Genomic DNA, 25,831 nt, shown 5'->3' on the forward strand with positions numbered 1-25,831 from the left:
TGATTCTGGTTTTTAGAGGATTATTAGTATAACAAACAATACACAACGCCGGAATTGCTTGTTTATTGTTCTTAAAGATACTGAGTATTTTTCCTATTGCAAAGCCTGGCACAATTTTATAGTTTTATTATAAATCCCGTGTCATGAGAAACCTATCCATTCTGGCTATGTGCCTGTTGGTTATGAGTACGCATGCGCAAAGTGTGTTTACCAATCAAACCAATGCTGCCCTTCAAAAGGTCATTGCCGATTATCCCAATCGATTTAAGAATATTATTGGTACAGCAACGGGGAATTCTTCACAGGAATACAATTCTACTATAAGAGTTCAAGGTGGCGGTCCTGCCTATGTGCAATTAAAGAGCGCCAACAATGGAGGTGCCTATAGTTGGCGAAGCGAACTCTATCAAAATGAATCATTTGTAGAATGCTCGCAACAATTAAAGCAAGTTTTTCAGCATATCAAGAATACGATTATAAGAATTGAGGGATATCCACCCTTTATCTTAAGTGGGGTGTATGATTCGCCGAGCTCAGACAAAGTTAATTTTATGCTTCCTTTTCAATTGCTACCCAATACCAATGGGTTTCAGCAATTAAAAGTTGATTTATTAATGGAACATAGCTCCGGAGTTTGGAAGCTCTGGCTACGGGTGTATGATGGCCAAACTATTGATATAGCTAGTAATTAATATAGAAAAGTCCCGCTACTGCGGGACTTTTTGATGGTAGAAAGAGAAAGCTACAAATTAAGCTTATTGAAGAATCACTTTTTGTGATTGAATCTTTTCGTCTACTGAAATAGCCATTACATAGTTTCCGGCTTGTACGGAGGCTGGTTTGCTGTAACTGATGTTATTGTTTCCTTCAGTTAAATGAATGGTTTGTTTGCTGATAACTCTTCCAAACATATCCACTACTTGCAATTGTGTACTTTGGGTTTTTGAAGCATTTACAGAAACAGTAGCACTGCTAGTAATTAAAGAAGGATATACTTTCAATACATTAGTTTTCTGTTCTTCACTGCGAATTACAATTACATTGCTATACTCGATAAATCCGTTTGTGTTGATCACTTTAAGTCTGTAGTAGCTGGTTCCGCTGAAATGGTTGTCCATAAATTTGATGCTTACAGTACGGGGATCTTTTTCAACCCACATTTCTCCAATACTATTGAATTTGTTTGCGCTAACAGCCTTTTCAACAATGATCGTTTCAATGGTAGTGTTTGCAACCAAGTCCCATCCAAGTTCTACACTTGCACTTTTCTTTGTTGCCTTGAAATTTTGTAGGTCTCTAATTGGAAGTGTAGAGAAAGAATAGTTCATTCTTTGGAAGTACAAACTAGCATAACGAGGAGTGCTAGAACCGATCAGGTTGTTCGAACCTACACGGTAGGTGATTGAACTTACATTCGTACCTAATACCGTGTAACGAATATCTTGAGCAGTATCAACAGAAGAACCAACCATTACACCGGTAGTGTTGGTAGCAGTATAAGCTGTTCCTTGAGTAGTAATCGCCAAAGCTTTACCAACAGTGTTGTAGTCAATTAATCCGGTTCCCATATCAATCATGTTAAACTCATACAATTTCAACAGGTTGCCGGCACCACCGGTCGCTCCATCAATATCGAGCGCAGTAGTATTAACTTTCGATTGAATGGCAACATTATTTGTACCTGCTTGTACAAAAGTGATCAAGAACTCTACATAACCACTTCCTAAAATTGCTGGAACTCTATATTCAGGTTGAAACGCATCGCCAAAACCATCGGCGGTTCTATCGATATTAGTCATTGTAAAACCACCTGTCATATTGGTAATTTTAACTAAAGCATCAACTCCTGTTTTAACACTGGGGAATCTGTAAACGGCGTTTACTTTAAGGTTCTGGCCACTTTCGAGGCTGGGGTTTTTGAATACATAATCAGCTTGTGCTGATGCAGAAACGCTTACAAAGAAGCAGGCAATAGCCATAAATGCGTTAACAAGGGTACCATTCGTTTTCATAAAATTCATTTCTAAAGGGTAATCGAAAAAATGTACGAATGGTTTTTCTGGACTAATTGGTAGGTTATTTCGTGAGGATGTGTTGGATTGTTAAGTGTTTGTTCTTATGAACTACGGTGTAAACATATAATCCAATTTCAGTAAATGCAAGCATTTTGCAGTTTTCCGCATATCGTAGATCTACGAATTTGGCAGTATTAATACTGCAAATCAAGGATTTAGAGGTTCAGTTTTGTTCAAAAAAAATTTGAAAAAATTCGCTGAAAACTCAATTTCAGCCTGAGTTTGGGTCAGTTTAGAAGGTGAATTTGGCTTTGTAAACGGTAAGTAAACTAAACGAGGAGCATCGATTTTTTAAGCACTGCTTCTATTTCATCGATTTTGAATGGTTTGGTTACATAGTCGTTCATACCTGCCGCGATACACTTTTCTCGATCTCCCTGCATGGCATCTGCCGTAAGGGCAATAATGGGGAGGGTTCTGTATTGTTCGCCCATTTTTCTAATATGTCGGGTGGCGGTGTAACCGTCCATTTCAGGCATGTTTACGTCCATAAAAATCAATACCGGATCAATATGAGGAAGCATATCGATGGCTTGTTTTCCGTCGTTGGCCTTAATAATATCGAAGCCCATCTTTCTTAGAACTTCGGTAATAAGCATCATATTGATCGGATCGTCTTCGACAACCATAATCGTCGCAGCTTCGGTTATCTTTTCGATTACAGGCGTCTCTTTATCAGAGCTTTCCGCAACATTGGTGCCGGCACTGATAGCAAAGAGTAGACTGTACATTTCATACAGTTTAACCGGCTTGCTTAGTATATTATATATTCCTGCTTTTTCAGCTTCGTTCTGATACAAGGTCTTTTCCATGTTCGACAACATGATGCAGGTAGGAATACCTGATATGCTATTCTGACTCTGCAAACTGCGAATGAACTCAATGCCGGTTACTCCCGACAAATGTTGATCACAGATAATGAGTTGAGGTGCATGAATGCTGCCTTTTACTTTATCGAGGTAGATCATTGCCTCTTGTGCAGAAGCGGCTAATACAGGGTCAATGTTTACAAATGAAAGGGTTTTCTTGATCCATTTTCGATTACTTGCATTGTCGTCGATAATAAGCACTCGTTTCAATGGAATTGAATCACCCAAAACCCAATGAGGATTAGCATTGACTACTTCTAAGGTAAGCGCTAAACTGAAGCGACTTCCTTCTCCTAAATTGCTAGTTACGCTTAAATCGCCGTGCATAAGCTCGGCCAAGTTTTTTGAAATGGTTAACCCAAGACCTGTTCCGCCAAATTTCCGAGTGGTGGATGAGTCGGCTTGTGTAAAGCTTTCAAAAACTTTATTCAGTTTTTCCTTTGAGATTCCGATTCCGGAATCACGAACGGCAATGGTAATATCTACAAATTGACGGTTTGATTTTTCATACAGATCGCTATTCATTTCAACACTTACTTCAATTTCTCCTTTTTGCGTAAACTTAATCGCATTACCGAGCAAGTTCACCAAAATCTGTCTGATACGAATGGGGTCTCCTTTTAGAGTTGAAGGCAAACGCGGATCGATGTAGCAGATCATTTCCAGATTTTTCTCATAGGATTTAACGGTAAGAAGATCAACCGCATCCTCAACCAATTCATCTAGTCTGAAGTCAACATCATCAATCAAGAGTTTTCCGGCTTCAATTTTTGAGAAGTCTAAGATATCATTAATAATATTCAGTAATCCGTAAGCCGATTTCTTTACGTTTTCGAGATAATCTCTTTGAGATCGTTGTAGTTCTGTGGTAAGCACGAGGTCTGTAAATCCGATGATACCATTCATCGGTGTTCTCAATTCATGGCTCATGTTGGCCATGAATTCACTTTTTGCTCGGCTGGCTGTTTCTGCCGCATCTTTAGCAATCATCAATTCTTCTTCCATTTGAATTCTTTCTACTGCAGCACCAACAGTTGTTGCGAAAGACTGTAAAATGGAGAACTCACTCAAACTCCATTCGCGCTCTTGGTACCACTGACAAAAGTCAACAAAACCCCACAGCTCTTTTCTTACGAAGATAGGTACCACCATTATAGACTCGGCTTTCTCATGAAAAAGCTTGCATTTAAACAGGTCGGCCGACAAATCATTCTTTGTAGCATGGAATAGTTCTTCCTGTTTAAGTTTGGTAAGTAGCGATTTCAATTTCGATAATGCAATTGGCTCCAAAGAACAAGAGCCGTCGTCTTCACTCATCCAATGTGTTACCGGTACAGCTTCTTCAATACCCGTATTTGAGGTGCTTATCTGGAATACTTTTACACTGTTTACTTTAATTTTATTTCCGATCAATTGAATGGCTTCGGTTAGTGCATCATTTAATTGACTATTGCTTACCAGTTGGTGTGTAGCTTCTGTAACTGCTTGCAACAAAAGATCTTTTTGCTGCAAATGCGCTTCAACACGTTTCATTTCGGTTATGTTATGCGCAAAACCTAGTACTCCCCAAACATATCCATCAGCATCTTTTAATGGAATTTTTACTGTACTGAATATTTGTTCTTTTCCGTGATATTGATTAGGTTCTTCTTGTATGTGTTTTGTCTTTCCGCTCTGAATTACTTCATTATCATCTTCCCAAAACCCTCTAATCCCTTTTTCTTGATTTCCTTTCACGATGTCTACTTCAAAACCAACTTCGATATCTGTTTTACCCACAAAATCTTTGGGATGCATATTGGCACCGGCCGCGAAGGCTTGGTTAACAAGTAGGTATCGATGAGAGCGGTCTTTGATAAAGATCCAATCAGGAGTGGAATCAATTACTGTTCGCAAGAGCTCTTCTGATTGTTTAACTTCAGAAAGCAATTGCTCGCGTTCAGATTCTGCTTGTTTGCGTTCTGTGATATTTCTGGAAGTACAGATAAGCTTTGATACGGTTCCGTTTTCTTTTACCGGCTTCATGATGGTTTCTAACCAAATATAGTCACCGTCTTTTTTCCGAATGCGGTAGCGAATGGTGAGGTTTTCAGCTGATTCCAATGGGTTGGTTTCTTCTGTGGAGCTAAATTTGAAAACATCGTCACTATGTACATAGTCGATGATGTTTTTTCCCTCTACTTCCTCTCGTTCATAACCCAAGGTTCTGGAAACAGATGGAGAAATATATAGCATCCTGCCGTCAAGAGTTGTTTCTGTAATAATGTCTTCCGAATGTTCTGCAAGAAGCCTGAATTGTTGTTCGCTGTGAAGCAATGCTTGCTCTGCAAGCTTTTGGTCGCTTATGTCTTGAACAATTCCGAAAGCATTATAGTCTGCAATTACTTTCCCTTTTAATAAGATATGTTTTATGAGGCCTTGTTGTGTTCTGATTCTGAATTGAAAGCTGGTTTCTGAATTGATATTTTCTTTATCATTCTTAACTTCAACCAATTCTTTAAGCACCAAGGGATGATCCTCCGCTACTATATAGGTTTTTACAAACTGAAGTACATTGATATTTGGATTGCTGTTCTCCGACTCACCAATGAGTTTTAAGACCTCTTTACTCAATACTAATTCTTCGCTAATTAGGTTGAGTTTCCAAGCTCCCATGTTGGCATAGGTCATCGCGTAAGAAGCAGTTCGCATTGCCTCTTCCTTTTGTTGTTCTGCAATTACTCGATCATTCACATTGCTACCGATGCCTTGAATCACCATTTCGCCATTCTCATTTTTCAATGAAACGAATTCCCATTCGGTCCATAAATACTCCTTAGAGTTTTTGAGAGGCTTTCTGATCAAAAGGGGTACTACTTTACCAGGATTTCTCCAACACTCTTCAGCTGCTTTTTGACTAAGCACGATGTCTTTTGGTAAAAGTGTATTGTAAAATGGAGTATTGATCAATTCGTTTTCAGAATAACCAAAAGCGCCAAGAAAGGAAGGGTTGGCGTATTGAAAGATCCCATTTTGATCAATTCTCACCACAAAGTTTGTTTGTGAATGGAGAATAGAAGCCAAGGATTGTTTTTCGCTGATCAAATTGGATTGTGCATTTTGAAGCGCTTCCATATTTTCTTGCGTCCCCTTAAGTACAGGTTCTAATACCAAGACGCTAAGAATTAAGAAAGCCAGCAATAGAATCATTAATTTACCGGTATCGAGTTTTCTTGCGGCAATTACTTGTTTGTCTCTTTGTGTTCGCAAAGCGCTTACTGCTTCTTCAATTACCGGATTAATTGAAGCATCCAGTTTTTGTAAGTCGCTGATTAATTTATTATGTAGTTCTGGTGTTCCAAGCTTTTTGGCACCCAATAGAGGTGCTAAAGTTGATAGAAGTGATTTGTTGAGAACTTGAACATTGGTTAACAGGCGTTTGCTATCAAGGCTGATGTCTGTAGTTCCCAAATTGCTTTCATTTAGCAATTTGGTCATGGCAACTTGATTCTTTTCAAGTTCTTCTGTGTTAGACTTTAGAATGAGTTTGTATCCTTGAAAGCTGAGAGAGTCGTTAACGGGGCTGCAAGCCAAGTAAGCGTTTTTGAAGATGGTTTGATGTAAAACGTGCTGTTTTGCCGATAACTCAGTTAATTGAAGATTGAGGTCTCTATCCTTGTCGGTAGGATTCGACTGATAGTAACGTAAGTACTGAATAAACATTACGGCGGCTACTAAAACCAGTGCAATTCTCAGTGATTTTTTCAGAGTAGAACTCATGTATTAAAAGGATAGAATATTGGTATAACAAGTATAACAACATATCTGTATAGGCTATTGAAAACAAGGGTATGTTTTTTGAATAACTAAGTGTTTTCACCCGCTCCAGCTAAATTTATGTTTAGAAAAGCTATCTGAATAGTATTAGGTAAGTAAATATGGCAGTGAATTTAAAAGCAAAAAACGTCGTCCCAATGGACGACGTTTTTTAATATACTTGAGTCTTTTTCCTAATAATTAATGGTTTGCTCTTCAATTATTGAAGGCAATTCTCTCCATTCATATTGTTGGTTGCGAAGTTGGGGTTCGAATCCGCCTTCTCGGATGGCTTCTTGGATGCTTTTATAGGTAAATCGGTGGGGGGCGCCGGCAGCACTCACTACATTTTCTTCTAGCATAATACTTCCGAAATCATTCGCACCGGCGTGTAAACAGATTTGAGCGGTTTGTTTGCCCACTGTTAGCCAAGAGGCTTGAATGTTTTTAATATTAGGAAGCATGATTCTTGAAATTGCGATCATTCTGATGTATTCTTCAGGCGTTGTAAGGTTTTGAACTCCACGAATTCGAGCCAAAAGAGTATCTGCATCCTGGAAAGTCCACGGAATAAAGGCGAGAAAACCTTTTGCGTCTGCAGGTTTTCTGGATTGCACTTCTCGAATTTTGAGTAGGTGTTCAAAACGTTCTTCCAATGTTTCAACATGTCCGAACATCATTGTTGCAGAAGTTGTGATGTGCAACTTGTGAGCTTCGTGCATAATATCAAGCCATTCTTGAGATCCACACTTTCCTTTTGAAATCAAGCGGCGAACGCGATCTACCAATATTTCGGCTCCTGCACCGGGTAAGCTGTCCATGCCCGCATCTTTCAATGCTTTCAACACTTCGGCATGGGTCGATTTTTCCAATTTGGTGATATGGGCCACTTCGGGTGGTCCGAGGGTGTGCAATTTAATATTTGGGTATAACGACTTTAATTCGCTGAACAGATTTGTATAGAAAGAAAGTCCGAGTTCCGGGTGATGTCCTCCTTGAAGCAAGAGCTGATCGCCACCCCAACGGATGGTTTCGTCGATTTTCTTTTTATAGGTGTCTATGTCGGTGATGTATGCTTCTGCATGTCCGGGTATACGGTAGAAATTACAGAATTTACAATTGGCTATACATACGTTCGTGGTGTTCACGTTTCGGTCGATTTGCCAAGTAACTTTCCCGTGCGGAACCTGTATTTTTCTGATCTCGTTTGCTACAAACATCAACTCAGTGAGGGGCGCATTTTCAAACAAATATTGCCCTTCTGCTGCCGATAGGAACTCGAGGCGCAGGGCTCTTTCGTACAATTCAGATAAGTTCATCATAATAGAGATACAAAATTAGGCAAGAAAAAGTTGAATCAATCCGAAAATAGCCGGCTTAACAAGTCAAACTTGGGAAAACTATCCTAAATCAATAAAAATGGCGTAAATTTTTATTGAAATTCAGCCTTCGCAGAAACATTTTGCTCAATAACTGCGTATTTATTGAAGAGTTTAGACCTTTCATGAAGAAGATTTTAACGATACTACTGCTTTGTTTTGCGTGCCTCATGTCTTTTGCACAGGAAGAATTCATCCCTCCTCCAGCTAAACTCATTACTAGCTTCAAATTCAAATTATTAACCGGTGGAATTATTACCCTCAAGGGGAAACTAAATAATTTTACCGACACGTTGAACTTTATCCTTGATACCGGTAGTGGCGGTATTTCACTCGATTCAACCACCACTCAGCGGCTTAGCCTCCCTACCCAATTGAGTGATCGAACCATCCGAGGAATTGCAGGAATTCGCCAAGTTCGTTTTGCGTACAACAATACCCTTCATTTGCCCGGGCTGACGGTGGATAGTATGAATTTTCATATCAATGATTATGAAGTGTTGACCTCTTCTTATGGCGAAAAAATAGACGGAATTATAGGATATGCATTTCTCAGCAGATTTATTGTTAAAGTAGACTACGATAGCTCCAAGTTGTATGTGTATACCAAGGGCACGATAAAATATCCTAGAGGAGGACACTTGTTGAAACCACTGTTAGTAAACCTCCCTATATTTTCAGCAACAGTTAGAGACGAGGATGAGGTTACCAACCGGTTTTATTTTGATACAGGAGCCGGCATGTGTTTATTAATGTCGAGCGATTTTGTAAGTGATAGTAGTTTTATTAAATCAAAGCGTAAATGGTATGCCACGCAAGCCGAGGGGCTCGGAGGAAAGGCGCCCATGAAAACGGGGGTGGTAAAGTCTGTGAAAATAGGTCCTTTTAAATTTAAAAATGTACCGGCCTTTATTTTCACCGATGAATACAATGTTACATCTTATCCCTATTTGGGAGGATTGATTGGAAATGATTTGTTGCGTCGTTTCAATTTGATCATTAATTACGATAAGCGAGACATCTATTTAATGCCCAATTCACATTTTTATGAGCCGTTCGATTATTCCTATACAGGCTTGGGTATGTATATGATTGATGGTGAAATTCGAATTATCGATGTAATGCCTGGGTCTCCCGCTGAAGAGGCAGGCTTTAAAGCGGGCGATGTGGTTATGGCAGTTGAAAATAATTTCAGTAGCAATATTCAAGCATACAAAACACTGTTGCAAACCCCGGGTGGGCGCTTGAAAATTCTTGTGATGCGTGACGAAGGGCCGATTATGCTTACTTTGAAAGTTAAGAGTATCACTAACTAATTTGCTACCAACAAATTCCTCATTTCGCAGCATTTAGCCTACGTGAATCGTTACCTTTGCCTTTCGAAACAGTAGCATATGATTCAATTAGAGAAATTTGTCCTTTCGAATGGATTGAGAGTGGTAGTACATGAAGATCCTTCTACTCCTATGGCAGTTGTGAATGTGATGTACGATGTAGGCGCAAAAGACGAGAACCCTTCTAAAACCGGTTTTGCTCACCTTTTCGAACACTTGATGTTCGGAGGTTCCATCAATATCGAAGATTTTGAAACACCCTTGCAAATGGCAGGAGGTGAAAACAATGCCTATACGAGTAACGATCTTACCAACTACTATGTACAACTTCCGGCAGAGAACTTGGAAACTGCTTTTTGGTTGGAAAGTGATCGCATGTTATCACTTGCTTTTTCGGAAAAGAGCTTGGACGTACAACGCAAAGTAGTATGCGAAGAGTTCAAAGAGCATTATATCAATAAGCCATACGGAGATGTATGGTTTCATATGAGAGAGCTTTGCTACAAAGTGCATCCTTATCAATGGATGACGATAGGGAAAGAGTTGTCGCATATCGAAACAGCCACTTTACAAGATGTAAAAAGTTTCTTCTTCAAACATTACCGCCCCGTAAATGCAATTCTTGTTGTGGCAGGCAATGTAAAAACGGAGGAAGTAAGACGCTTGGCTGAAAAATGGTTTGGAACCATAGAGTCAGGTGAAAAATACCAACGCGCCATAGCGTTAGAGCCAAAACAAACCGAAGCACGATTCAAAGAAGTGAATGCCGATGTTCCTCTTGATGCCTTCTATAAGTGCTGGCACATGGATCAGCGATTAAGCAAAGGATATTTTGCTGCTGACTTGATCACTGAAATACTCGGTGGTGGCGGTTCAAGTAGATTGTACCAAAGCTTGGTAAAAGAACAGAAATTGTTCAGCAATATTGATTGTTTTCATTTTGGTACAGTAGAACCCGGATTGGTTACCATTGAGGGTAAGTTGGTGAAAGGGGTTTCATTAGACAAAGCACACCAAGCTGTAAATGAAATTGTAGAAAAATTGGTGCAAGACGGTATCTCTGAAAAAGAATTGGTGAAGGTTAAGAATAAAACCGAATCTGCCTTGGCATTCGAAGACATGAGCGTAATGGCACGTGCCAATAGTTTGGCTTTTTACGAGCTACTTGGCGATGCGGCATTGTTCAATAGCGATCGTGACCAGTACTTTGCTATCACTGCTGATGATATGTTGAACTACAGCCGTCAAATCTTCGACACTAAAAATTCAAACACGCTTTACTACAAAAGCACACAGAATTAATTCACATGAGTTTAGATAGAAAAATTGCTCCGGATATTAAGGAGCCCATTGATTTCAAGATCAGTTTACCACTTGTTCAAAAAGCTACTTTGAAGAATGGAGTAGATGTTTATTATTTAGACATGGGTACTGAGGAAGCTGTACAGATTAGTTGGATGTTTTATGCGGGAAGTTGGAATGAAGATAAGAAGTCGCAAGCAGGTGCTACCAACTTTATGTTGAAAAACGGGACATCTGAAAAATCAGCTTTTGAGATCAATGAATTCTTTGAGTACTACGGTGCGTACTTGAATCGTACTTGCTATACCGAAACAGCCGATCTTACACTGCATACATTGAACAAGCACGTTAGTGTATTACTACCCGAAGTGAGTAAGTTGATCATGGATTCTGTTTTTCCGGAAGATGAATTGGCATTGTTTAAACAAAACTCGCTTCAGCGATTGAAAGTAAATCTGACGAAGAGCGATTTTGTGGCTGGGCGTTTAATTGATGCTTTGATATATGGTGAAGAACATCCTTATGGTCGCTATAACAATGCCGAAGACTATACCGCTTTAACGCGAGAAGACTTGGTGCAGTTCTATGAAAAGCATTATAAGCAGGGCTATTGTGCAATATTTTTAGCGGGTAAACTACCAAAAGGAATTTTAGAAGAATTGGATTTGCATTTCGGATCATTGCCTTTCAAAAACCACAAGGGTTATAAAGCTTCTAGAATTTTCAAGCCAACACCGGCGGAGCAAAAAAAGCATTGGATTGTAAATGATGAAAAAGGAGTACAAGCGGCCATTCGAATAGCAAGGCCGTTTCCTGATCGTTCTAATCCCGACTTTCAGCCTGCATTGTTACTAAATACCTTGTTTGGCGGTTTTTTTGGATCTCGATTGATGGCGAATATCAGAGAAGAAAAAGGCTATACGTATGGTATTTACAGTTATATCCAAAATCACTTAGGAGAAACGGCTTGGATGGTGAGTACGGAAGCGGGAAGAGATGTTGCCGAAGCAACCATTGAGGAGGTGTACAAAGAAATGAAATTGTTGTGCGAAGAACCGGTTGACGATGAAGAGTTGTTAACTACAAAGAATTATATGATTGGTTCTATATTAGGCGATTTGGATGGAGCTTTTCAAATAATGGCTCGTTGGAGAAACTTGTTATTGAACAATCTCGATGAACAGTATTTCTACACCAGTTTGCAAACGATAAAAACGGCAAGTCCGGAGTACTTGATGGAATTGGCCAACAAGTATTTGAAACCGGAGGCTTTCCATGAATTGGTTGTTATTTAGAGAATCTTAACAGCGGAAATACTACCTTTCCGGAAAGAATTAGACCATGAAATTTTTGATGCGTATAGTGGTTACCTCCATCATCGCTTTCGGGCTTTCCAAAGTTCTGAAAGGAATTCATGTGGATGACTTTTGGACTGCTATCTCTCTGGCCCTCGTTTTGGCCATTCTCAACGGAATACTAAAGCCAATTCTGGTAATATTAACCCTGCCCATTACATTGGTTACCTTGGGTCTTTTCCTGTTCGTTATTAATGCAGGCATGATTTTGTTGGCAGACGAGTTGTTAGAGGGTTTCCGTGTAGACGGATTCTGGTGGGCGCTGCTATTCAGCTTGCTTTTATCAATTGTTACTTCGATATTGTACAAAGAAAAACAGGAAGAATCAGAGGAATAAACGCATCGTTTATTTGTAGTAACTTCAATAAAATTTTGCTTGCACATGCAGTTTGATCGAAAAGAACTCTCGAATCAAGAGTTGCTTCATTTTTATAAAAGCATTCTTTGGCCAAGAATGATTGAGGAAAAGATGCTGGTTCTCCTTCGTCAGGGTAGAATTAGTAAGTGGTTCAGTGGAATTGGTCAAGAAGCGATAGCTGTTGGAGCTACCTTAGCTTTGGATGAAGACGAATGGATCATGCCGCTGCATCGCAATTTGGGTGTGTTTACAACTCGTAACATGCCGCTCCACAAACTATTTCAACAATGGCAAGGTAATAAAGAGGGCTATAGTAAAGGAAGGGAAAGAAGTTTCCATTTCGGCACGAAAGAGCACCATATCTGTGGAATGATATCTCACCTTGGTCCACAGCTCGCCATTGCCGATGGCATTGCGTTAGCTCATAAACTAAAAAAAGAAAACAAAGTTTCTGTTGCGTTTACAGGCGATGGTGGCACCAGCGAAGGTGATTTTCACGAGGCATTGAATACGGCTGCCGTATGGGACTTACCCGTTATTTTCATCATTGAAAACAACGGATACGGCTTGAGCACTCCCATTAACGAACAGTTCCGATGTGAAAGTTTGGTAGACAGGGCGAAGGGATATGGAATGGAAGGAGTGAAAATTGATGGCAATAACCTTTTGGCTGTGTATGATACCATTAAAGGAGTGAAGGATTATTGTATAAAGAATGAGAAGCCTTATTTGATCGAGTGTATGACCTTCCGCATGAGAGGTCATGAAGAAGCAAGTGGTACCAAATATGTTCCCTCTTATTTGTTCGAACAATGGGAATTGAAAGATCCGGTGAAGAACTTTGAACGCTATCTTATTGAATTGGGTGTATTGAATGAAGGCTCTGTTGAAGTGGTGAAAGAAGAATTGAAAGAGTTGATTGAATCCGAATTACAGATCGCTTATAAGGCCTCGGCCATTGAACCGGATACCATCGAAGAAATGACAGATGTGTATGCGCCCAGAGAAGATTTTCCTGTTACCATTATAGACAATAGCCAACATTATTTTCATCCTTCCGGAAAAGAAATGCGCTTTATTGATGCCATCAGTGACGGAATGCGAACTTCTATGAAGCTTCATTCGAATTTGATCCTGATGGGTCAAGACATTGCAGAATACGGCGGTGCATTTAAGATCACAGAAGGTTTTGTACAAGAATTTGGCAAAGAACGCGTGCGAAACACACCGCTGTGTGAGAGTGCTATTGTTGGTGCTGCACTCGGATTAAGCATCAAAGGATACAAGTCGATGATGGAAATGCAATTTGCCGACTTCGTTTCTGTTGGGTTCAATCAAATTGTAAACAACCTAGCTAAAATACATTATCGTTGGGGTCAGAGTGCCGATGTGGTAGTAAGAATGCCTACCGGTGGTGGTGTGGGTGCAGGTCCCTTTCATAGTCAAAGTAACGAGGCTTGGTTTACCCATGTTCCCGGTTTAAAAGTGGTATATCCTTCCACGCCAATAGATGCAAAAGGTTTATTGATCGCGTCTTTTAATGATCCTAACCCGGTGCTTTACTTTGAACACAAAGCTTTGTATAGAAGTGTGTCGGGATTGGTTCCAGAGACCGCTTATGAAATTGAAATCGGAAAAGCGAAATGGGTTCAGGAAGGCAGCGACCTATCCATTATTACTTATGGGGCAGGCCTGCATTGGGCACTGGATTATGCCAAAGCACATCCCGAGCTGAGCATCGATATTACCGACCTCCGTACTTTACTTCCGTTGGACTATGATGCAATTCGTTCAGCAGTGAAGAGAACCGGAAAGGTGTTGATATTGCATGAAGACAATTTGTTTGGAGGAATTGGCGGTGAAATAGCCGCTTGGATCGCCGAACATTGTTTTGAACTATTAGATGCACCTGTTAAACGTTGTGCTTCTTTAGACACTCCTATTCCTTTTAATCTAGAATTAGAAAAGAATTATCTCGCTAAAAACAGACTTGATGATTTTGTCCAAGACTTATTGACCTATTAGTTGGCTTAGTTCGTGAATTTAGAGTTAAAGATCCCTCTGTTCTTTCTTAATACACCAATTTCGCAAAATCATCTGTAAGCCCTTGTGTGTCACGATAGGCGTTATTTGACAAGATGATGATTGTTTTATGTCTTCCGATATTTCGGGTAATTTGATTGTGGTAGCCCGGATTATCACCGGTATGAGTAACGGTGCGTCCGAGATAGGTGTTGTCGGGCAGCTCCCAGCCATATCCATAGTGCGAAAAGCTGCCATCATTTAAACGGAAGCTTCTGAAAGCTTCTTCCATTAATTCTTTACTGATCAATTTGTTGGTGTACAAAGCTTGATCCCATTTGAAAAGATCTTCAGCGGAGCTGCTAATTCTTCCCGGTCCTTTTCTATTTCCCAACCAAATAGTATAGTTTGAAGAAGGAAATGAATCGGCTCGAATAAATCTCTTCCTTTCTTCTACATAAATATGCCCGATGGCTGCGTTTTTTAATGCAGCTTTTTCTTGAAGTGTTCGAATATCTGTACTGGTCATTCCCAATGGTTTGAATATCCAGTTTCTGCACATCCAGATAAAGTCTTTACCGGCGGCCTTTTCAGCAATGCTAGCGAGTATTACATAACCGGTATTTGAATATTCGTATTTGCTTCCGGGTTCGAATTGTGAAGGTGGTGCGAATTTATTTAAGTATTCGATGATGTCTTTGTTGCCGGCTACCTTCGACTTGTCCCAATGTTGGTCCATGATTGACTGATAATCGGGCAACCCACTTGTATGGGTAAGTAAGTGAACGATCTTGATATTAGGATAAGGGATCTTTACATATTTTGAAACCGGGTCTTGTAAGTCTAACAGTTTTTTCTCTTTCAACATCAACACAATCATGGCTGTAAACTGTTTTGAAATGGAGGCCAATTCAAAAATGTCGTTCTTCTGTAATGCTTTTTGTTTTTCGTATTCAGCAAAACCCACTGCTTTTTCAAACACAATCTTGTTTTGATCAGCAACCAATACTACCCCATTGAAGCCGGGGTGTTTTTTCAACACTGAATCAAAAGCAGCTTGACTTTGAGAAAAGCCCGACTTAATACCAAGTAGGCATACCATTGATAGAAGAACGATACGATTCATCATTAAGGTAGAAATGAAGGTTTGAAATTTGGTACCACGCGTTTTTTGGTTGCTTGTTCAAATGCATAAGCGAATCCAATCAGCGTCGCCTCTGTATAAGGTGCGCCAAAGAAAGAGAATCCAACAGGCAACTCGTATACCATGCCCGCCGGCACTGTAATGTGAGGGAAGCCCGACATAGCGGCAGGTTGCGTCAAGAAATCGTCACCCCAACGATCACCGTACATTACATCGATGCTACAAGAAGGACCCATGGTGATTCCTGCAAATGCATCCAATTGATGCTCTTTCATCAAATCAAGCAGAATTTTTCTTGAGCCGTCTCTGCCTATTTCTAAAGCTTCTTGATAGGCTTCCGAATTCGGCCCAGTTGTTTTTTCACAGGCTTCTAGTAGCTCTTGTTTGAAATATGGCATGGCAGCGTCTTCATTCGTTTTGTTGAATGCTATTACCTTGGTGAGTGTGTTATTGCTAATTTTTGTTTTTGCCAGATAAGCATTCACGCCTACTTTAAACTCGGTGTTCAAGATCTCACCCTCATATTTTCCCAACTCACCTATTGCACTTATATAGCTTACATCTACAATTGTTGCACCTAATTCTTCCAGTTTTTTAATTGTAGCATCTTGTAAGCGATTGATGAATTGATTGGTACTCTTCTTCTTCAAATCAACTCCAATTCTCTTGCCTTTTAAAGCATCTGTTTTCAAGGCAACGGTATAATCTGCAAGCGATTTTCCTTCGCTTTCCTTTGTTCTCTCGTCTTCAGCATCAATTCCTGCCAATACACCTAAAAAGATCGCAGCATCTTTTACGGTTCTGGCCATTGGACCGGCAGTATCTTGTGTACTTGAGATTGGAATGATACCACTCCGGCTCCACAATCCAACTGTAGGTTTAATTCCTACCAAACCACTTACTGAAGAAGGACAAGTGATGGAACCATCCGTTTCTGTTCCAATACCTATGGCGCAAAGATTTGCAGATACTGCAGAACCCGTTCCGGAACTTGACCCGCATGGATTGTGATCGAGCACATAGGGCATCTTTGTTTGACCGCCACGACTGCTCCATCCCGATGAAGAAGATGTAGAGCGGTAATTGGCCCATTCACTCAAATTCGTCTTGCCTAATAGAACAGCACCGGCATCTCTTAATTTCTTTACAATAAAAGCATCCTTGGCTGCAATATTTCCTGCGAGTGCGAGGGCGCCGGCAGTAGTTTGCATTTTATCCCCTGTATCAATATTGTCTTTTATTAAAACAGGAATGCCATGCAAGGGTCCTCTTAATTTCCCGGCTGCTCTTTCTTGATCCATCGTTTTTGCAATCGACAATGCATCCGGATTGATCTCGATAACGGCATTAAGTTTTGGTCCCGATTTATCTATGGCTTGAATGCGATCTAGGTAGAGTTGAGTGATTTTCTCGGAAGTCAACGCTCCCGATTTCATTTTCTCTTGTAATTGATCGATGGTTGCTTCCAGCAATTCGAAGTTTGCGGCAACATCTGTTGTTTTAGCCTCTTCAGATTTGGCTTCTTTGCATGAACTGAGATTGGCTGCTACACCAAGACCGGCTCCTGCCAATCCGGTATTCTTTAAAAAAAATCTTCTATTCATAACTAGTTTATTCGCCGGGGTGATATGTTTTAGTTGCGTTTTTCAATACATCTTCTTTATAAAACAATACATCTTTGAACTTTCCTTCAGCATACATCGCTGCTTGATCGAAAAAATGTGGTGAATTGGGATCACCGCTTTCGCCACCTGCTAACAATGATTTTGCTTTAATTCTTTCACCAAATTCAACAGCACAAATAAAACTGTTGCCGTTCACGCCGTATCGTTTTTGTGTGCCGGGATAAGTTCTACTGGTGTAAGAAGGAAGCATACCCCAAGTAGAAGAAACAAATCCAACAGGTATGCTTGGTTTTGAATCGTCGAACTTGTTATCGATATCAGATGAAATTCGTTGAAAGCGATTGATGGTTCCCCAAGGCAACTGCCATCTTCCGAATCTTTTTTCAAGATCTTTGATCGTGATCAAAAGTTGCCCCAGCATTTCATTTGCAGAACCATTGGCTGCAAAGTATTTTGATTTTGAAATGATATCGGCTTCTTCATCGTCAATTACTTGTGTTCTGTAAAGAATGGGTAACATGCGTTGACCCCATTCAATTGCGAGCGTAGTTGCAATTGAATTCACATTTGTTTTATAATCCCAGTTTTTCAATACGCTGATTGGACCTACTAAGTAGGCATACAAAGAATCTGTTGGTTTAATTGAAGTTTCAAATCGATTCACCAAAGCAGGAATCAATATTTCAAAGGCAGATAGCCTGCGGTCATAACCCGCTTTTATAACTTTATCAATATCATAATTTGATTCCTCGCTCAATACCCTCACAGCATTGATTCCTCTGAAATTCTCAGGATCAGGAGCCATGTAAACAGGGTAATCTGATTTCTTTGGACTATTGCTGCCTGCTACTGTAAATGGAGTTGCGTTGCAATTTTGAAGCCATCCATTGCTCGGATTGATCGAATGAACGGTTTCATCGATAGTGTGCAATCCTTGCCATTCAGTAGCAGAGGTACTGCCGTCTACCGGTTTGGTCCAATCGTATTTTTGATCTCTTTTGGGAATTCGATTTCCATGCCAATAAGCAATGTTTCCGTTCTTATCAGCGTAAACTGTATTGTTCGAAATGTTGCCTCTTAAATCTAATGTCTTTTTGAAGCTTTCCAATCCATCAGCTTTAGTACGAAGCCAGCATTGCAATACGCCGTTGTAGATTCTATTATCGGCCCTTAAACTATAATATTGATCATTCTTTTTTGCCATGATCGGACCATGGTGCGTAAACAGCGTTGAAAAAGTTTTGGATCGAAGGGTGCCGTTTTCAGTATAGCTGATTTTGATTTCCTTTTTTGTGAGAGGCCTTGATTTACCATCGTACTCATACGAATTCAATCCGGCATTCACTTTTTCTATATATGTATCGGCTGCATCTACATAACAGCTCGTGTGCATCCAACCGCAATTCTGATTAAAACCTTGATAGATGAAAAACTGACCCCATGTTACTGCGCCATACGCATTCAATCCTTCTTCACTTACCATATGAACTTCAGGTCGGAAGTAAAAAGTTACGTGTGGATTGATATAAAGAATGGATTTTCCACTGGAAGTAATTTTTGGTGAGAAAGCAAATCCATTGCTACCGGTAAGCATGGCATCGGTTTCAAAACCATCTCTATCCGGCGCTTTTGTATTCAATGCGGTTATTGCACCGGGTTCGTATAGCTTGTGAAGATCGTTCGCGCCCAAATCGGCAGTATTGATGGCACCAATACTTCCATCGGTCCAAAGAAACGGATACCAGGGTTCGAAATGTGTAAGCAGTGCCGGTTTTGTTTCCGGGTGTTTATATAGGTAATAGTTGATGCCATCGGCATAGGCATAGCAAAGTTTTTTTAACCAAGCCGGTGCTTTTTTAAAATCGGCTTTTGCATCATTGGTATCAATGATCATTCGAATCAAAAGGTCTTCATAAATGAAAGCAGTTCCCTTCACTTCTGCCATTCGCCCCAATTTCTCAACATAGTTCAGCTCTACGCGCTTGAAATCATCTTCGCATTGTGCATACAACAAACCAAATACAGCATCGGCGTCACTCTTCCCATAAATATGCGGTATACCCCATTGGTCGCGAATAATGGTTACACGTTTTGCCTGCGCCTCCCATTTCTTAATTTCCTGTTGACCATTCGAATCAATACAAAAGAACAATACAGCAGTTAGTAGCAATCCAATTTTTCTCATAATCTGTTCTATTTAGCTTCGTTTGCTTTCAGCAATCGTATAAAGTTTCCCCCTAATATTTTCTCTACGTCTTTTTTGGAATAGCCTCTTTCCAATAAGGCAGCGGTAATGAGCGGCATATTGGTAACATCATCCAATTCTCTAGGCGAAGAATTGATGCCGTCAAAATCGGACCCCAATCCTACGTGATCTACACCAATTAATTTCACGATATGGTCTAAATGGTCTAATAAAAGGCTCATTGGCGGACGCAGCGCTTTCACCTCATCTGCATATTTTTCAAACAAGTACTTATCTGCGAAGTAGGGATCGCTAACCGTTTTCAACAAAGAGTCTCTTTCGGCCTTGTGTGCTTTTTCAAAGGCTTCACTTCTTTTGAAGAAATTGGAGTCAACAAATCCGGAGAAAAAATTGAGATGAATTACGCCTCCGTTTTTTCCAACTGCTTTAATTTGATCATCTTTTAGATTTCTAAAAACGGGACTCAGGCTATACGCGCAGCTATGTGAAACCAGCACCGGTTTTGTGGTAGTACTAATGGCGTCCCAGAATGTTTGTTCACCAACATGGCTCAAATCAACCAACATCCCCAATTCATTCATTCTTCGAACGATCTGCTTGCCAAAATCATTCAACCCTTTTTGTTTCACCGTTCCGTTAGTTTCCTCCATAGCTGAACTTGCCCAAGGCGTAGAGTTATTCCAAGTGAGTGTCATGTATCGAACACCACGATTGTATAAGGTGTCCAGTTTTGCCAAATCGTTTTCAATCATATGGCCGCCTTCTACGCCCATCATGGCACCTAGTTTCCCTTGCTTCACTGCTTTTTTCAAATCGGCACTGTTTCGAACGAACATCATTTTGTCGGGATTTCTAAGCGTCCAAGCCCATACTGTATCTATTTCTCTCAATGCCCATTGGTAAGGTTGCGGCTTATTGCCATCGCACCAAATGGAGAAGATCTGAATGTCGATTCCACCTTCTTTCATTCTTCCCAAGTCGGAATGGGTGATTCCTTTTAATGATTGATCAAATGAAACACCTTTGTCAATGGCAGTAGTTGGAATGTCGTTGTGCGTGTCTACAACAATCGACTTTTGGTGTAATTTTGCAGATGATTGTGCATGAGCGGAGGCAACTAATAGTATTAGTGCACACCCTGTAGAAAGTTTGGCTACTATTTTTCTCATAATGCCTAAATTTAAGAAAGCTAAAGGAGATGTTGAAACTTGTTAACATAAAAGAAGAAGGAGCTGAATTGCAAGAAATCAGAACGCTTTTCAAACAGTACGAAACAGAACTGGATGAGAATATCTGTTTTCAGTCCTTTGAAAAAGAACTGGAGAATCCTTTGGTTAAATACGGTGAACCTAAGGGCCGATTGATATTGGCCTATTGGAACGATGAAATTGCCGGTACCATTGCGCTTACTCCTTTGAAAGAAGAGGGTGTTTGTGAGATGAAACGCTTGTATGTTAAGCCGGCATTTCGATCCTTTAAAATTGGCGGACAATTAGTAGATCAAATTCTTCAACAGGCACAAGAAGCGGGCTATACAAAAATGAAACTGGATACACTCACCAAACTAGTGGCGGCTTGTGAACTCTACCGTAAGCGCGGATTTCGAGAAACAACGCCCTATTACAATAACCCGCTCTCCAACGTTGTTTATTTCGAAAAACAACTCTAACCTGATTAAAATCATATCGCTTTTTAGGAAGAACTAGCCATCCGTGTGACAAACATCACGGAGCCATCGTTGTTGCAACCTTAATTTTACTTCTGCTAATCATTCTTAACCTAAAAGCATCGTTTATGAAAAAGAATATGGGTTCAGCAGACCGCATTATCCGCGTTTTAGTAGCCGCAGTATTGGCTTACTTATATTTCGGTGGAATTGTAACCGGAACTTGGGGCATTGTACTGGTTGTAGTAGCAGCTGTGTTTGTGTTGACCAGTCTAATTAGTTTTTGCCCTATATACACCTTACTTGGCATTAATACCTGCAAGGTGAAACAATAAAAAAATTTGATGAAGCAACCGATCTATTTGAAATAGAAAAATCCCCTGAAGCAAAACTCCAGGGGATTCTCGTTTATTTTGTTTGTTTGATAAACTCGTATGGATTGTGTTCTACAAAATCTGCCACTGTAACAACACATTTCTCTACTTTACCATTCTTAATGGTGAAAGGCCAAACCTTGATACCATACAATGGATCACTAAATGTTGCTAAGAAACGTCCCTCACCCAATGCCTCCAATACTGCATACCTTCCTTTGTGATGTTCAAATCGAGCAATTAAACTGTCTTTTTCCAACGCAATGGTCATTTTGCCATAAATGGCATGAACATAGGTTCCGGCAAAGTCTTTCAGCGGTAAACTGGTTTTAGGGTGTTGTGCAATTGTGTCTCTTTTCTTATCCAGCCATTGTTGTTGCTGTTTTTCCTGCATGGTTTGCTGAGCGAAATAGGTTTTGTCATAGTTGCGGAACTGATTTCCTAAATAAGCGTCCATGATTTCCCATTTCAGCGACTCATAAAATGCATTCATATCTGTGTTGGTGAGTACAATGATGCCGGTTTTTTCTTCCGGAATCAGCGTTACACTGGTAACAAAACCATTCACACCACCGGTATGTGACACTATTTTTCGGCCACAATATTCTTCCATAAACCAACCCAATCCATACAAATTGAAATGCCCTTTATTGTACAAATAGCCGCCATTTCCTAAAACCGAATGTGGGAATCGGGTTTGGTTAATGGCACTGGTTGGAATCACTTGCTTTCCTTCAAAATTGCCATTGGCTAGTAAGGCGGTAACCCAATTGCTTAGGTCTTTAGCGGAAGAGCTGATAGCACCTGCAGGAGCCATGTTGTCGATATCACCGTAAGGGATCAATTTTACTTGACCGTTTACAACTGTGTGCGCGTAACATCTATTTGTGGCTGTCTTAATTTCTGAAGAAAGGGCTAATGTTCTCGTCATTTGCAAGGGACTAAAAATTCTTGATCGCAGGAATTCAGCCCAACTCATACCGCTTGCTGCTTTCAATACTTCGCCGGCTACTGCAAAGCCAGCATTGGTATAACCCCATTTTGTTCTGAAAGGATGATCGGGCTTCAACTTTCCGAACTTTTCGAATAATTGCTCCTTTGATAAATCAGAATCGAAATACATGAAGTCGCCCTGAAACGTCTCATATCCCATGCGGTGCGACATCAAGTCTTTAACGATCATATTCTCTGTTACCCAAGGATCGTATACTTTGAACCAGGGCAGCCATTTCTTCACTTTATCATCCAAGCTTATTTTCTTATCGGCTTCCAACATCGCTAAAGCGGTCCCTGTAAAGGCTTTTGAATTGGAGCCTATCATGAACAAGGTGTTTTCATCTACGGCTTCAGCACCGCCTAGCTTGGTAACGCCATAGCCTTTTACAAAAACAAGTTTTCCATTTTTTACAATGGCAACGCTTACGCCGGGTATTTGCCAGTTCTTCATCCCTCTAGCAACGTAGCCGTCAATACTGTCTTTTACAAAAGATGGAATGCTGTCCTGCGCTTTAAGCAAAGCCGGACAAAGCAATAATAGTAACAAGATTTTTTTCATGGTGTTTTATTAATTGAGTGCACTGTATACAAGTACTTTGAATTTATTGGCCACTTCTCCCAATCCTGTTCTCCATTGCTGACGGTAGATTATTCCAATAATTTTTTCTTTTGGATCCGCCCAATACGTAGTTGAATAGGCTCCGCCCCATTCAAATACGCCAACAGGAGTGGGCAACAAGGCCGATCCTCTTTCCGTGGTAATGCCAAACCCTAAACCAAATTTGTTGACGCCATTGTCAATGTCGCCAATTTGATTCATGGTCATCATACGAACACTGTTTCTCGACAACAATCGTTTGCCGCCATATTCCCCTCCATTTAATAACATTTGTAAGAAAATCGCATAATCTAATGCGGTAGATGAGAGGCCTGCACCACCCGATAAATAGGTTCCCGGAAGATTTGGATATTTGGAAATGAAAACGCCGTTGTATTGGAGTGTGTCGCCTGCAGGTTGCACTTTGCCATCTATTTCTTCATACAATGTTACCAATCGTGCTTGTTTTTCTTTTGGTAAGAAGAAATACGTGTCTTTCATTCCGAGTGGCTCAAATATTCTGGTGCGAAAGAACTCATCAAGGCTTTTGCCTGAAACAACTTCAATCAAATAACCCAATACGTCGGTGTTCAGTCCATAAGTATAACGTTCGCCTGGTTGATGCATCAACGGAAGCTTGGCCAGTGTTTTCATGTCTTTCGCAAGTGAGTGTCCATTTGGTACACCAAAACCGGCCGTGATGCCTGCTTTTGCATAGATCGCATTCGACTCTTTGCTTCCAATTTGCGCATAGCCAATTCCGGAAGTATGTGTAAGCAGTTGACGAATGGTTATTTCAGACTTTGCAGGCATGGTAGTATAACTGCTGTCTTTTTCATTAAAGCTTGCCAATACAGTTGGTTTGGAGAATTCCGGAATGTATTTGGAAATGGGATCGTCGAGCAAGAACTTTCCTTCTTCGTACAACATCATCACAGCAACACTGGTGATGGCTTTTGTTTGGGAAGCGATGCGATAGATGGCATCTTTTTTTATAGGATCTTTCTTCTCCGGATCATTGAAGCCAAAAGCCTTGTGATACACTATTTTTCCGTCGTGAACAATAAGTGCTACCGTGCCATTCAATCTACCGGTGCCTAACCATTGCTGAACATTGTCATCAATTCTCTTCAATCGCTCTGATGAAAATCCTCCGGCTTCGGGAGTGGTGGCTGTTAAAACTTTACTTGAATTTTGTGCAACTACTACTGTTGCAATCAAAAGGAATAAGGGGAGAAAAATGTTCTTCATAGAACAAGCGTATTTGCTTCAAGATACGCAAATACTGAATAGCTTATTCTTGTTCCGGCTTCCTAAATTCTCCAAACAAACTTTTGTATCGCATGTACTGGAGGTATGATTTCTTGATATATGCTTGTAGTTCGTATTCAGAGGCAGTTTCAATAAATTCAACTTTTGGACGATAAATGCGAATGAAGGTATCGAGCTCTGCGCCGCGTAAGCCCGTAATTTTAATAATTAAAGCTCTGCTGAAACGATGATCGATGAATGCTTCCATTTCTTCTCTTAACAAGCGATCTTGGAAGGCCTCCATTCTTCTGTTTTTCCTGAATTGAAACAAGCGAATGAATTCATCGATATCCAATCCAACGCCATTAGGGCCTATGGAGGTAAGCGTGCTTAAATTAGGCCGTTGGAAATTAAAGGCTTTTGCATAGTCGAGTCGATTTTGAATGGAATCGCGGCGGTAGCTTTTAGGCATCACCACAACTTGTTTCAAATCCATGATGTTTACATGCAATGCCAATTCGAAGTTCTGGATATTAACAATTTTAGCTACTGCGAACTTTGGCGTGGGTTTGCCCAGATATGAAAACCAGATGGAATCGTTTTCGTCAACAATGATGGTATATTTACCCTTTTCGTCGGTCATGGTACCTCCACCGTTATTACTTAATACACTTACTGCTTCTAATGTTTTTTGTTTAGTAACATCAAAAATCCGTCCACTCACTTTTACCTGAGCAAAAGTGGCAGAAGTAGCCAGTAGTGTAATTAAAGTAAATATGTAACCTTTAGACCTATTCAATGTTTAGGCGTTTTTTCTAGTTTTCAGGGTTCCGTGTATTTGACGCCGTGATATTACGATTGTTTTCGCAGTTATGGGGTCGAAACCATCGGTTTAACTAATTTTTCAGAACCGTTTGTTCTACAATTCTTGGGAAATGAGCATGTTCAAGCGCATGAATTTTATGAGCCAATTGATCGGGAGTATCACCGGGTTCAATTGAGCAGGTAGCTTGGAAGATATGATCGCCATGGTCGTAATGCTCATCTACATAGTGGATGGTAATCCCGCTTTGCTTCTCTCCGGCAGCAATCACGGCTTCGTGTACATGCATGCCATACATTCCTTTTCCGCCATAGTTAGGCAGCAAGGCCGGGTGAATATTGATGATTTTGTTTGGGTAGGCCTTGATCAGTCCACTCGGTATTTTCCAAAGGAATCCGGCAAGTACTATAAAGTTGATTCCATGAGCTGCCAGTTCAGGTAGGTAGTGATTTCCCCTGAAAAAGATCTCTTTTTCGATGATTAAAGTAGGCACCTGCCATTCTTCTGCAATTGAAAGCACCCCTGCGCCGGGTTTGTTGCATACAATCAATCCAACCTTAATGGAAGAATGACCCTTCAAGTGTTCTAAAATTTTGCGTGCATTGGATCCGGCTCCAGAGGCAAAAATGGCGATGGTAGGCATGAAAACTGATTTGGTG

Annotated in this window: 19 protein-coding genes; 8 read left to right on the top strand and 11 right to left on the bottom strand. The window is 40.4% G+C overall.

The features are described from left to right. Nucleotides 1–143 precede the first annotated feature (143 nt). A complete protein-coding gene (locus ACQ2HE_RS02825) occupies nucleotides 144–692 on the top strand; it encodes a hypothetical protein (RefSeq protein ID WP_430894761.1) in 549 nt (182 codons plus the stop codon). A gap of 63 nt (nucleotides 693–755) precedes the next feature. On the opposite strand, the gene ACQ2HE_RS02830 is transcribed toward ACQ2HE_RS02825, so the two are convergent. The 3 genes from ACQ2HE_RS02830 to mqnC all read right to left on the bottom strand — a co-directional run bounded on the left by ACQ2HE_RS02830 (nucleotide 756) and on the right by mqnC (nucleotide 8,061). Continuing rightward, a complete protein-coding gene (locus ACQ2HE_RS02830; protein WP_430894759.1) occupies nucleotides 756–2,012 on the bottom strand; it encodes a T9SS type A sorting domain-containing protein in 1,257 nt (418 codons plus the stop codon). A gap of 332 nt (nucleotides 2,013–2,344) precedes the next feature. Beyond that, entirely contained in the window at nucleotides 2,345–6,703 is a 4,359-nt protein-coding gene (locus tag ACQ2HE_RS02835; RefSeq protein ID WP_430894757.1) for a PAS domain S-box protein, read from the bottom strand. 230 nt (nucleotides 6,704–6,933) lie between these two features. Beyond that, the gene (gene mqnC, locus ACQ2HE_RS02840) at nucleotides 6,934–8,061 is read right to left on the bottom strand and encodes a cyclic dehypoxanthinyl futalosine synthase (protein ID WP_430894755.1); all 1,128 of its coding nucleotides are present in this window, start codon (nucleotides 8,059–8,061) and stop codon (nucleotides 6,934–6,936) included. 182 nt (nucleotides 8,062–8,243) lie between these two features. Here mqnC and ACQ2HE_RS02845 point away from each other — a divergent pair, with 182 nt between their 5' ends. The 5 genes from ACQ2HE_RS02845 (at nucleotide 8,244) to ACQ2HE_RS02865 (ending at nucleotide 14,492) form a co-directional block, all read left to right on the top strand. Further along, a complete protein-coding gene (locus tag ACQ2HE_RS02845) occupies nucleotides 8,244–9,434 on the top strand; it encodes an aspartyl protease family protein (RefSeq protein ID WP_430894753.1) in 1,191 nt (396 codons plus the stop codon). A 78-nt stretch (nucleotides 9,435–9,512) separates the two neighbouring features. After that, a complete protein-coding gene (locus tag ACQ2HE_RS02850) occupies nucleotides 9,513–10,754 on the top strand; it encodes a M16 family metallopeptidase (RefSeq protein ID WP_430894751.1) in 1,242 nt (413 codons plus the stop codon). 5 nt (nucleotides 10,755–10,759) lie between these two features. Then, a complete protein-coding gene (locus ACQ2HE_RS02855; protein WP_430894749.1) occupies nucleotides 10,760–12,049 on the top strand; it encodes a M16 family metallopeptidase in 1,290 nt (429 codons plus the stop codon). A 46-nt stretch (nucleotides 12,050–12,095) separates the two neighbouring features. After that, nucleotides 12,096–12,446, top strand: a complete 351-nt coding sequence (locus ACQ2HE_RS02860) for a phage holin family protein (RefSeq protein ID WP_430894747.1) — start codon at nucleotides 12,096–12,098, stop codon at nucleotides 12,444–12,446. A 45-nt stretch (nucleotides 12,447–12,491) separates the two neighbouring features. Continuing rightward, nucleotides 12,492–14,492, top strand: coding sequence for an alpha-ketoacid dehydrogenase subunit alpha/beta (locus ACQ2HE_RS02865; protein WP_430894745.1), 2,001 nt, complete (start codon nucleotides 12,492–12,494; stop codon nucleotides 14,490–14,492). Between the two features lie 46 nt (nucleotides 14,493–14,538). Here ACQ2HE_RS02865 and ACQ2HE_RS02870 read toward each other — a convergent pair whose 3' ends face one another. The 4 genes from ACQ2HE_RS02870 to ACQ2HE_RS02885 are packed head-to-tail and all read right to left on the bottom strand — an operon-like array spanning nucleotide 14,539 to nucleotide 20,633. Continuing rightward, nucleotides 14,539–15,618, bottom strand: coding sequence for a serine hydrolase domain-containing protein (locus tag ACQ2HE_RS02870; protein ID WP_430894743.1), 1,080 nt, complete (start codon nucleotides 15,616–15,618; stop codon nucleotides 14,539–14,541). Next, the gene (locus ACQ2HE_RS02875; protein ID WP_430894741.1) at nucleotides 15,618–17,237 is read right to left on the bottom strand and encodes an amidase; all 1,620 of its coding nucleotides are present in this window, start codon (nucleotides 17,235–17,237) and stop codon (nucleotides 15,618–15,620) included. The genes ACQ2HE_RS02870 and ACQ2HE_RS02875 overlap by 1 nt, the downstream gene beginning before the upstream one ends. 7 nt (nucleotides 17,238–17,244) lie before the next feature. Further along, a complete protein-coding gene (locus tag ACQ2HE_RS02880; protein ID WP_430894739.1) occupies nucleotides 17,245–19,443 on the bottom strand; it encodes a penicillin acylase family protein in 2,199 nt (732 codons plus the stop codon). Nucleotides 19,444–19,451: 8 nt separating this feature from the next. Next, on the bottom strand, nucleotides 19,452–20,633 hold the full coding sequence (locus ACQ2HE_RS02885) for a dipeptidase (RefSeq protein WP_430894737.1): 1,182 nt from the start codon (nucleotides 20,631–20,633) through the stop codon (nucleotides 19,452–19,454). A gap of 29 nt (nucleotides 20,634–20,662) precedes the next feature. Here ACQ2HE_RS02885 and ACQ2HE_RS02890 point away from each other — a divergent pair, with 29 nt between their 5' ends. Continuing rightward, entirely contained in the window at nucleotides 20,663–21,133 is a 471-nt protein-coding gene (locus ACQ2HE_RS02890; protein WP_430894735.1) for a GNAT family N-acetyltransferase, read from the top strand. A gap of 125 nt (nucleotides 21,134–21,258) precedes the next feature. Next, on the top strand, nucleotides 21,259–21,465 hold the full coding sequence (locus ACQ2HE_RS02895) for a YgaP family membrane protein (protein WP_430894733.1): 207 nt from the start codon (nucleotides 21,259–21,261) through the stop codon (nucleotides 21,463–21,465). A gap of 73 nt (nucleotides 21,466–21,538) precedes the next feature. On the opposite strand, the gene ACQ2HE_RS02900 is transcribed toward ACQ2HE_RS02895, so the two are convergent. From ACQ2HE_RS02900 to purN, 4 genes are all read right to left on the bottom strand, one after another. Beyond that, nucleotides 21,539–23,059: a serine hydrolase gene (locus tag ACQ2HE_RS02900; RefSeq protein ID WP_430894731.1), complete on the bottom strand. Its 1,521-nt coding sequence runs from the start codon at nucleotides 23,057–23,059 to the stop codon at nucleotides 21,539–21,541. Nucleotides 23,060–23,068: 9 nt separating this feature from the next. Further along, nucleotides 23,069–24,349 (bottom strand): serine hydrolase domain-containing protein, encoded by a 1,281-nt coding sequence (locus ACQ2HE_RS02905; protein WP_430894729.1) that lies wholly within the window; start codon nucleotides 24,347–24,349, stop codon nucleotides 23,069–23,071. Nucleotides 24,350–24,392: 43 nt separating this feature from the next. Next, nucleotides 24,393–25,148, bottom strand: coding sequence for a carboxypeptidase-like regulatory domain-containing protein (locus ACQ2HE_RS02910; RefSeq protein ID WP_430894727.1), 756 nt, complete (start codon nucleotides 25,146–25,148; stop codon nucleotides 24,393–24,395). Between the two features lie 97 nt (nucleotides 25,149–25,245). Further along, a complete protein-coding gene (gene purN / locus ACQ2HE_RS02915) occupies nucleotides 25,246–25,815 on the bottom strand; it encodes a phosphoribosylglycinamide formyltransferase (protein ID WP_430894725.1) in 570 nt (189 codons plus the stop codon). Nucleotides 25,816–25,831 lie beyond the last annotated feature (16 nt).

This window comes from Endoryza foliicola (genome assembly GCF_050589245.1).
GTDB classification, from domain to species: Bacteria; Bacteroidota; Bacteroidia; order Chitinophagales; family Chitinophagaceae; genus Endoryza; species Endoryza foliicola.

Excerpts from the sequence above, each read along its gene's own strand:
- ACQ2HE_RS02870 (WP_430894743.1), bottom strand. The coding sequence starts at position 15,618 with ATGATGAATCGTATCGTTCTTCTATCAATGGTATGCCTACTTGGTATT.
- ACQ2HE_RS02890 (WP_430894735.1), top strand. The coding sequence starts at position 20,663 with ATGTTGAAACTTGTTAACATAAAAGAAGAAGGAGCTGAATTGCAAGAA.
- ACQ2HE_RS02830 (WP_430894759.1), bottom strand. The coding sequence starts at position 2,012 with ATGAAAACGAATGGTACCCTTGTTAACGCATTTATGGCTATTGCCTGC.
- ACQ2HE_RS02850 (WP_430894751.1), top strand. The coding sequence starts at position 9,513 with ATGATTCAATTAGAGAAATTTGTCCTTTCGAATGGATTGAGAGTGGTA.
- ACQ2HE_RS02895 (WP_430894733.1), top strand. The coding sequence starts at position 21,259 with ATGAAAAAGAATATGGGTTCAGCAGACCGCATTATCCGCGTTTTAGTA.
- ACQ2HE_RS02825 (WP_430894761.1), top strand. The coding sequence starts at position 144 with ATGAGAAACCTATCCATTCTGGCTATGTGCCTGTTGGTTATGAGTACG.
- ACQ2HE_RS02865 (WP_430894745.1), top strand. The coding sequence starts at position 12,492 with ATGCAGTTTGATCGAAAAGAACTCTCGAATCAAGAGTTGCTTCATTTT.
- ACQ2HE_RS02860 (WP_430894747.1), top strand. The coding sequence starts at position 12,096 with ATGAAATTTTTGATGCGTATAGTGGTTACCTCCATCATCGCTTTCGGG.
- ACQ2HE_RS02855 (WP_430894749.1), top strand. The coding sequence starts at position 10,760 with ATGAGTTTAGATAGAAAAATTGCTCCGGATATTAAGGAGCCCATTGAT.
- ACQ2HE_RS02845 (WP_430894753.1), top strand. The coding sequence starts at position 8,244 with ATGAAGAAGATTTTAACGATACTACTGCTTTGTTTTGCGTGCCTCATG.
- ACQ2HE_RS02900 (WP_430894731.1), bottom strand. The coding sequence starts at position 23,059 with ATGAAAAAAATCTTGTTACTATTATTGCTTTGTCCGGCTTTGCTTAAA.
- ACQ2HE_RS02885 (WP_430894737.1), bottom strand. The coding sequence starts at position 20,633 with ATGAGAAAAATAGTAGCCAAACTTTCTACAGGGTGTGCACTAATACTA.
- ACQ2HE_RS02875 (WP_430894741.1), bottom strand. The coding sequence starts at position 17,237 with ATGAATAGAAGATTTTTTTTAAAGAATACCGGATTGGCAGGAGCCGGT.
- purN (WP_430894725.1), bottom strand. The coding sequence starts at position 25,815 with ATGCCTACCATCGCCATTTTTGCCTCTGGAGCCGGATCCAATGCACGC.
- ACQ2HE_RS02880 (WP_430894739.1), bottom strand. The coding sequence starts at position 19,443 with ATGAGAAAAATTGGATTGCTACTAACTGCTGTATTGTTCTTTTGTATT.
- ACQ2HE_RS02835 (WP_430894757.1), bottom strand. The coding sequence starts at position 6,703 with ATGAGTTCTACTCTGAAAAAATCACTGAGAATTGCACTGGTTTTAGTA.
- mqnC (WP_430894755.1), bottom strand. The coding sequence starts at position 8,061 with ATGATGAACTTATCTGAATTGTACGAAAGAGCCCTGCGCCTCGAGTTC.
- ACQ2HE_RS02905 (WP_430894729.1), bottom strand. The coding sequence starts at position 24,349 with ATGAAGAACATTTTTCTCCCCTTATTCCTTTTGATTGCAACAGTAGTA.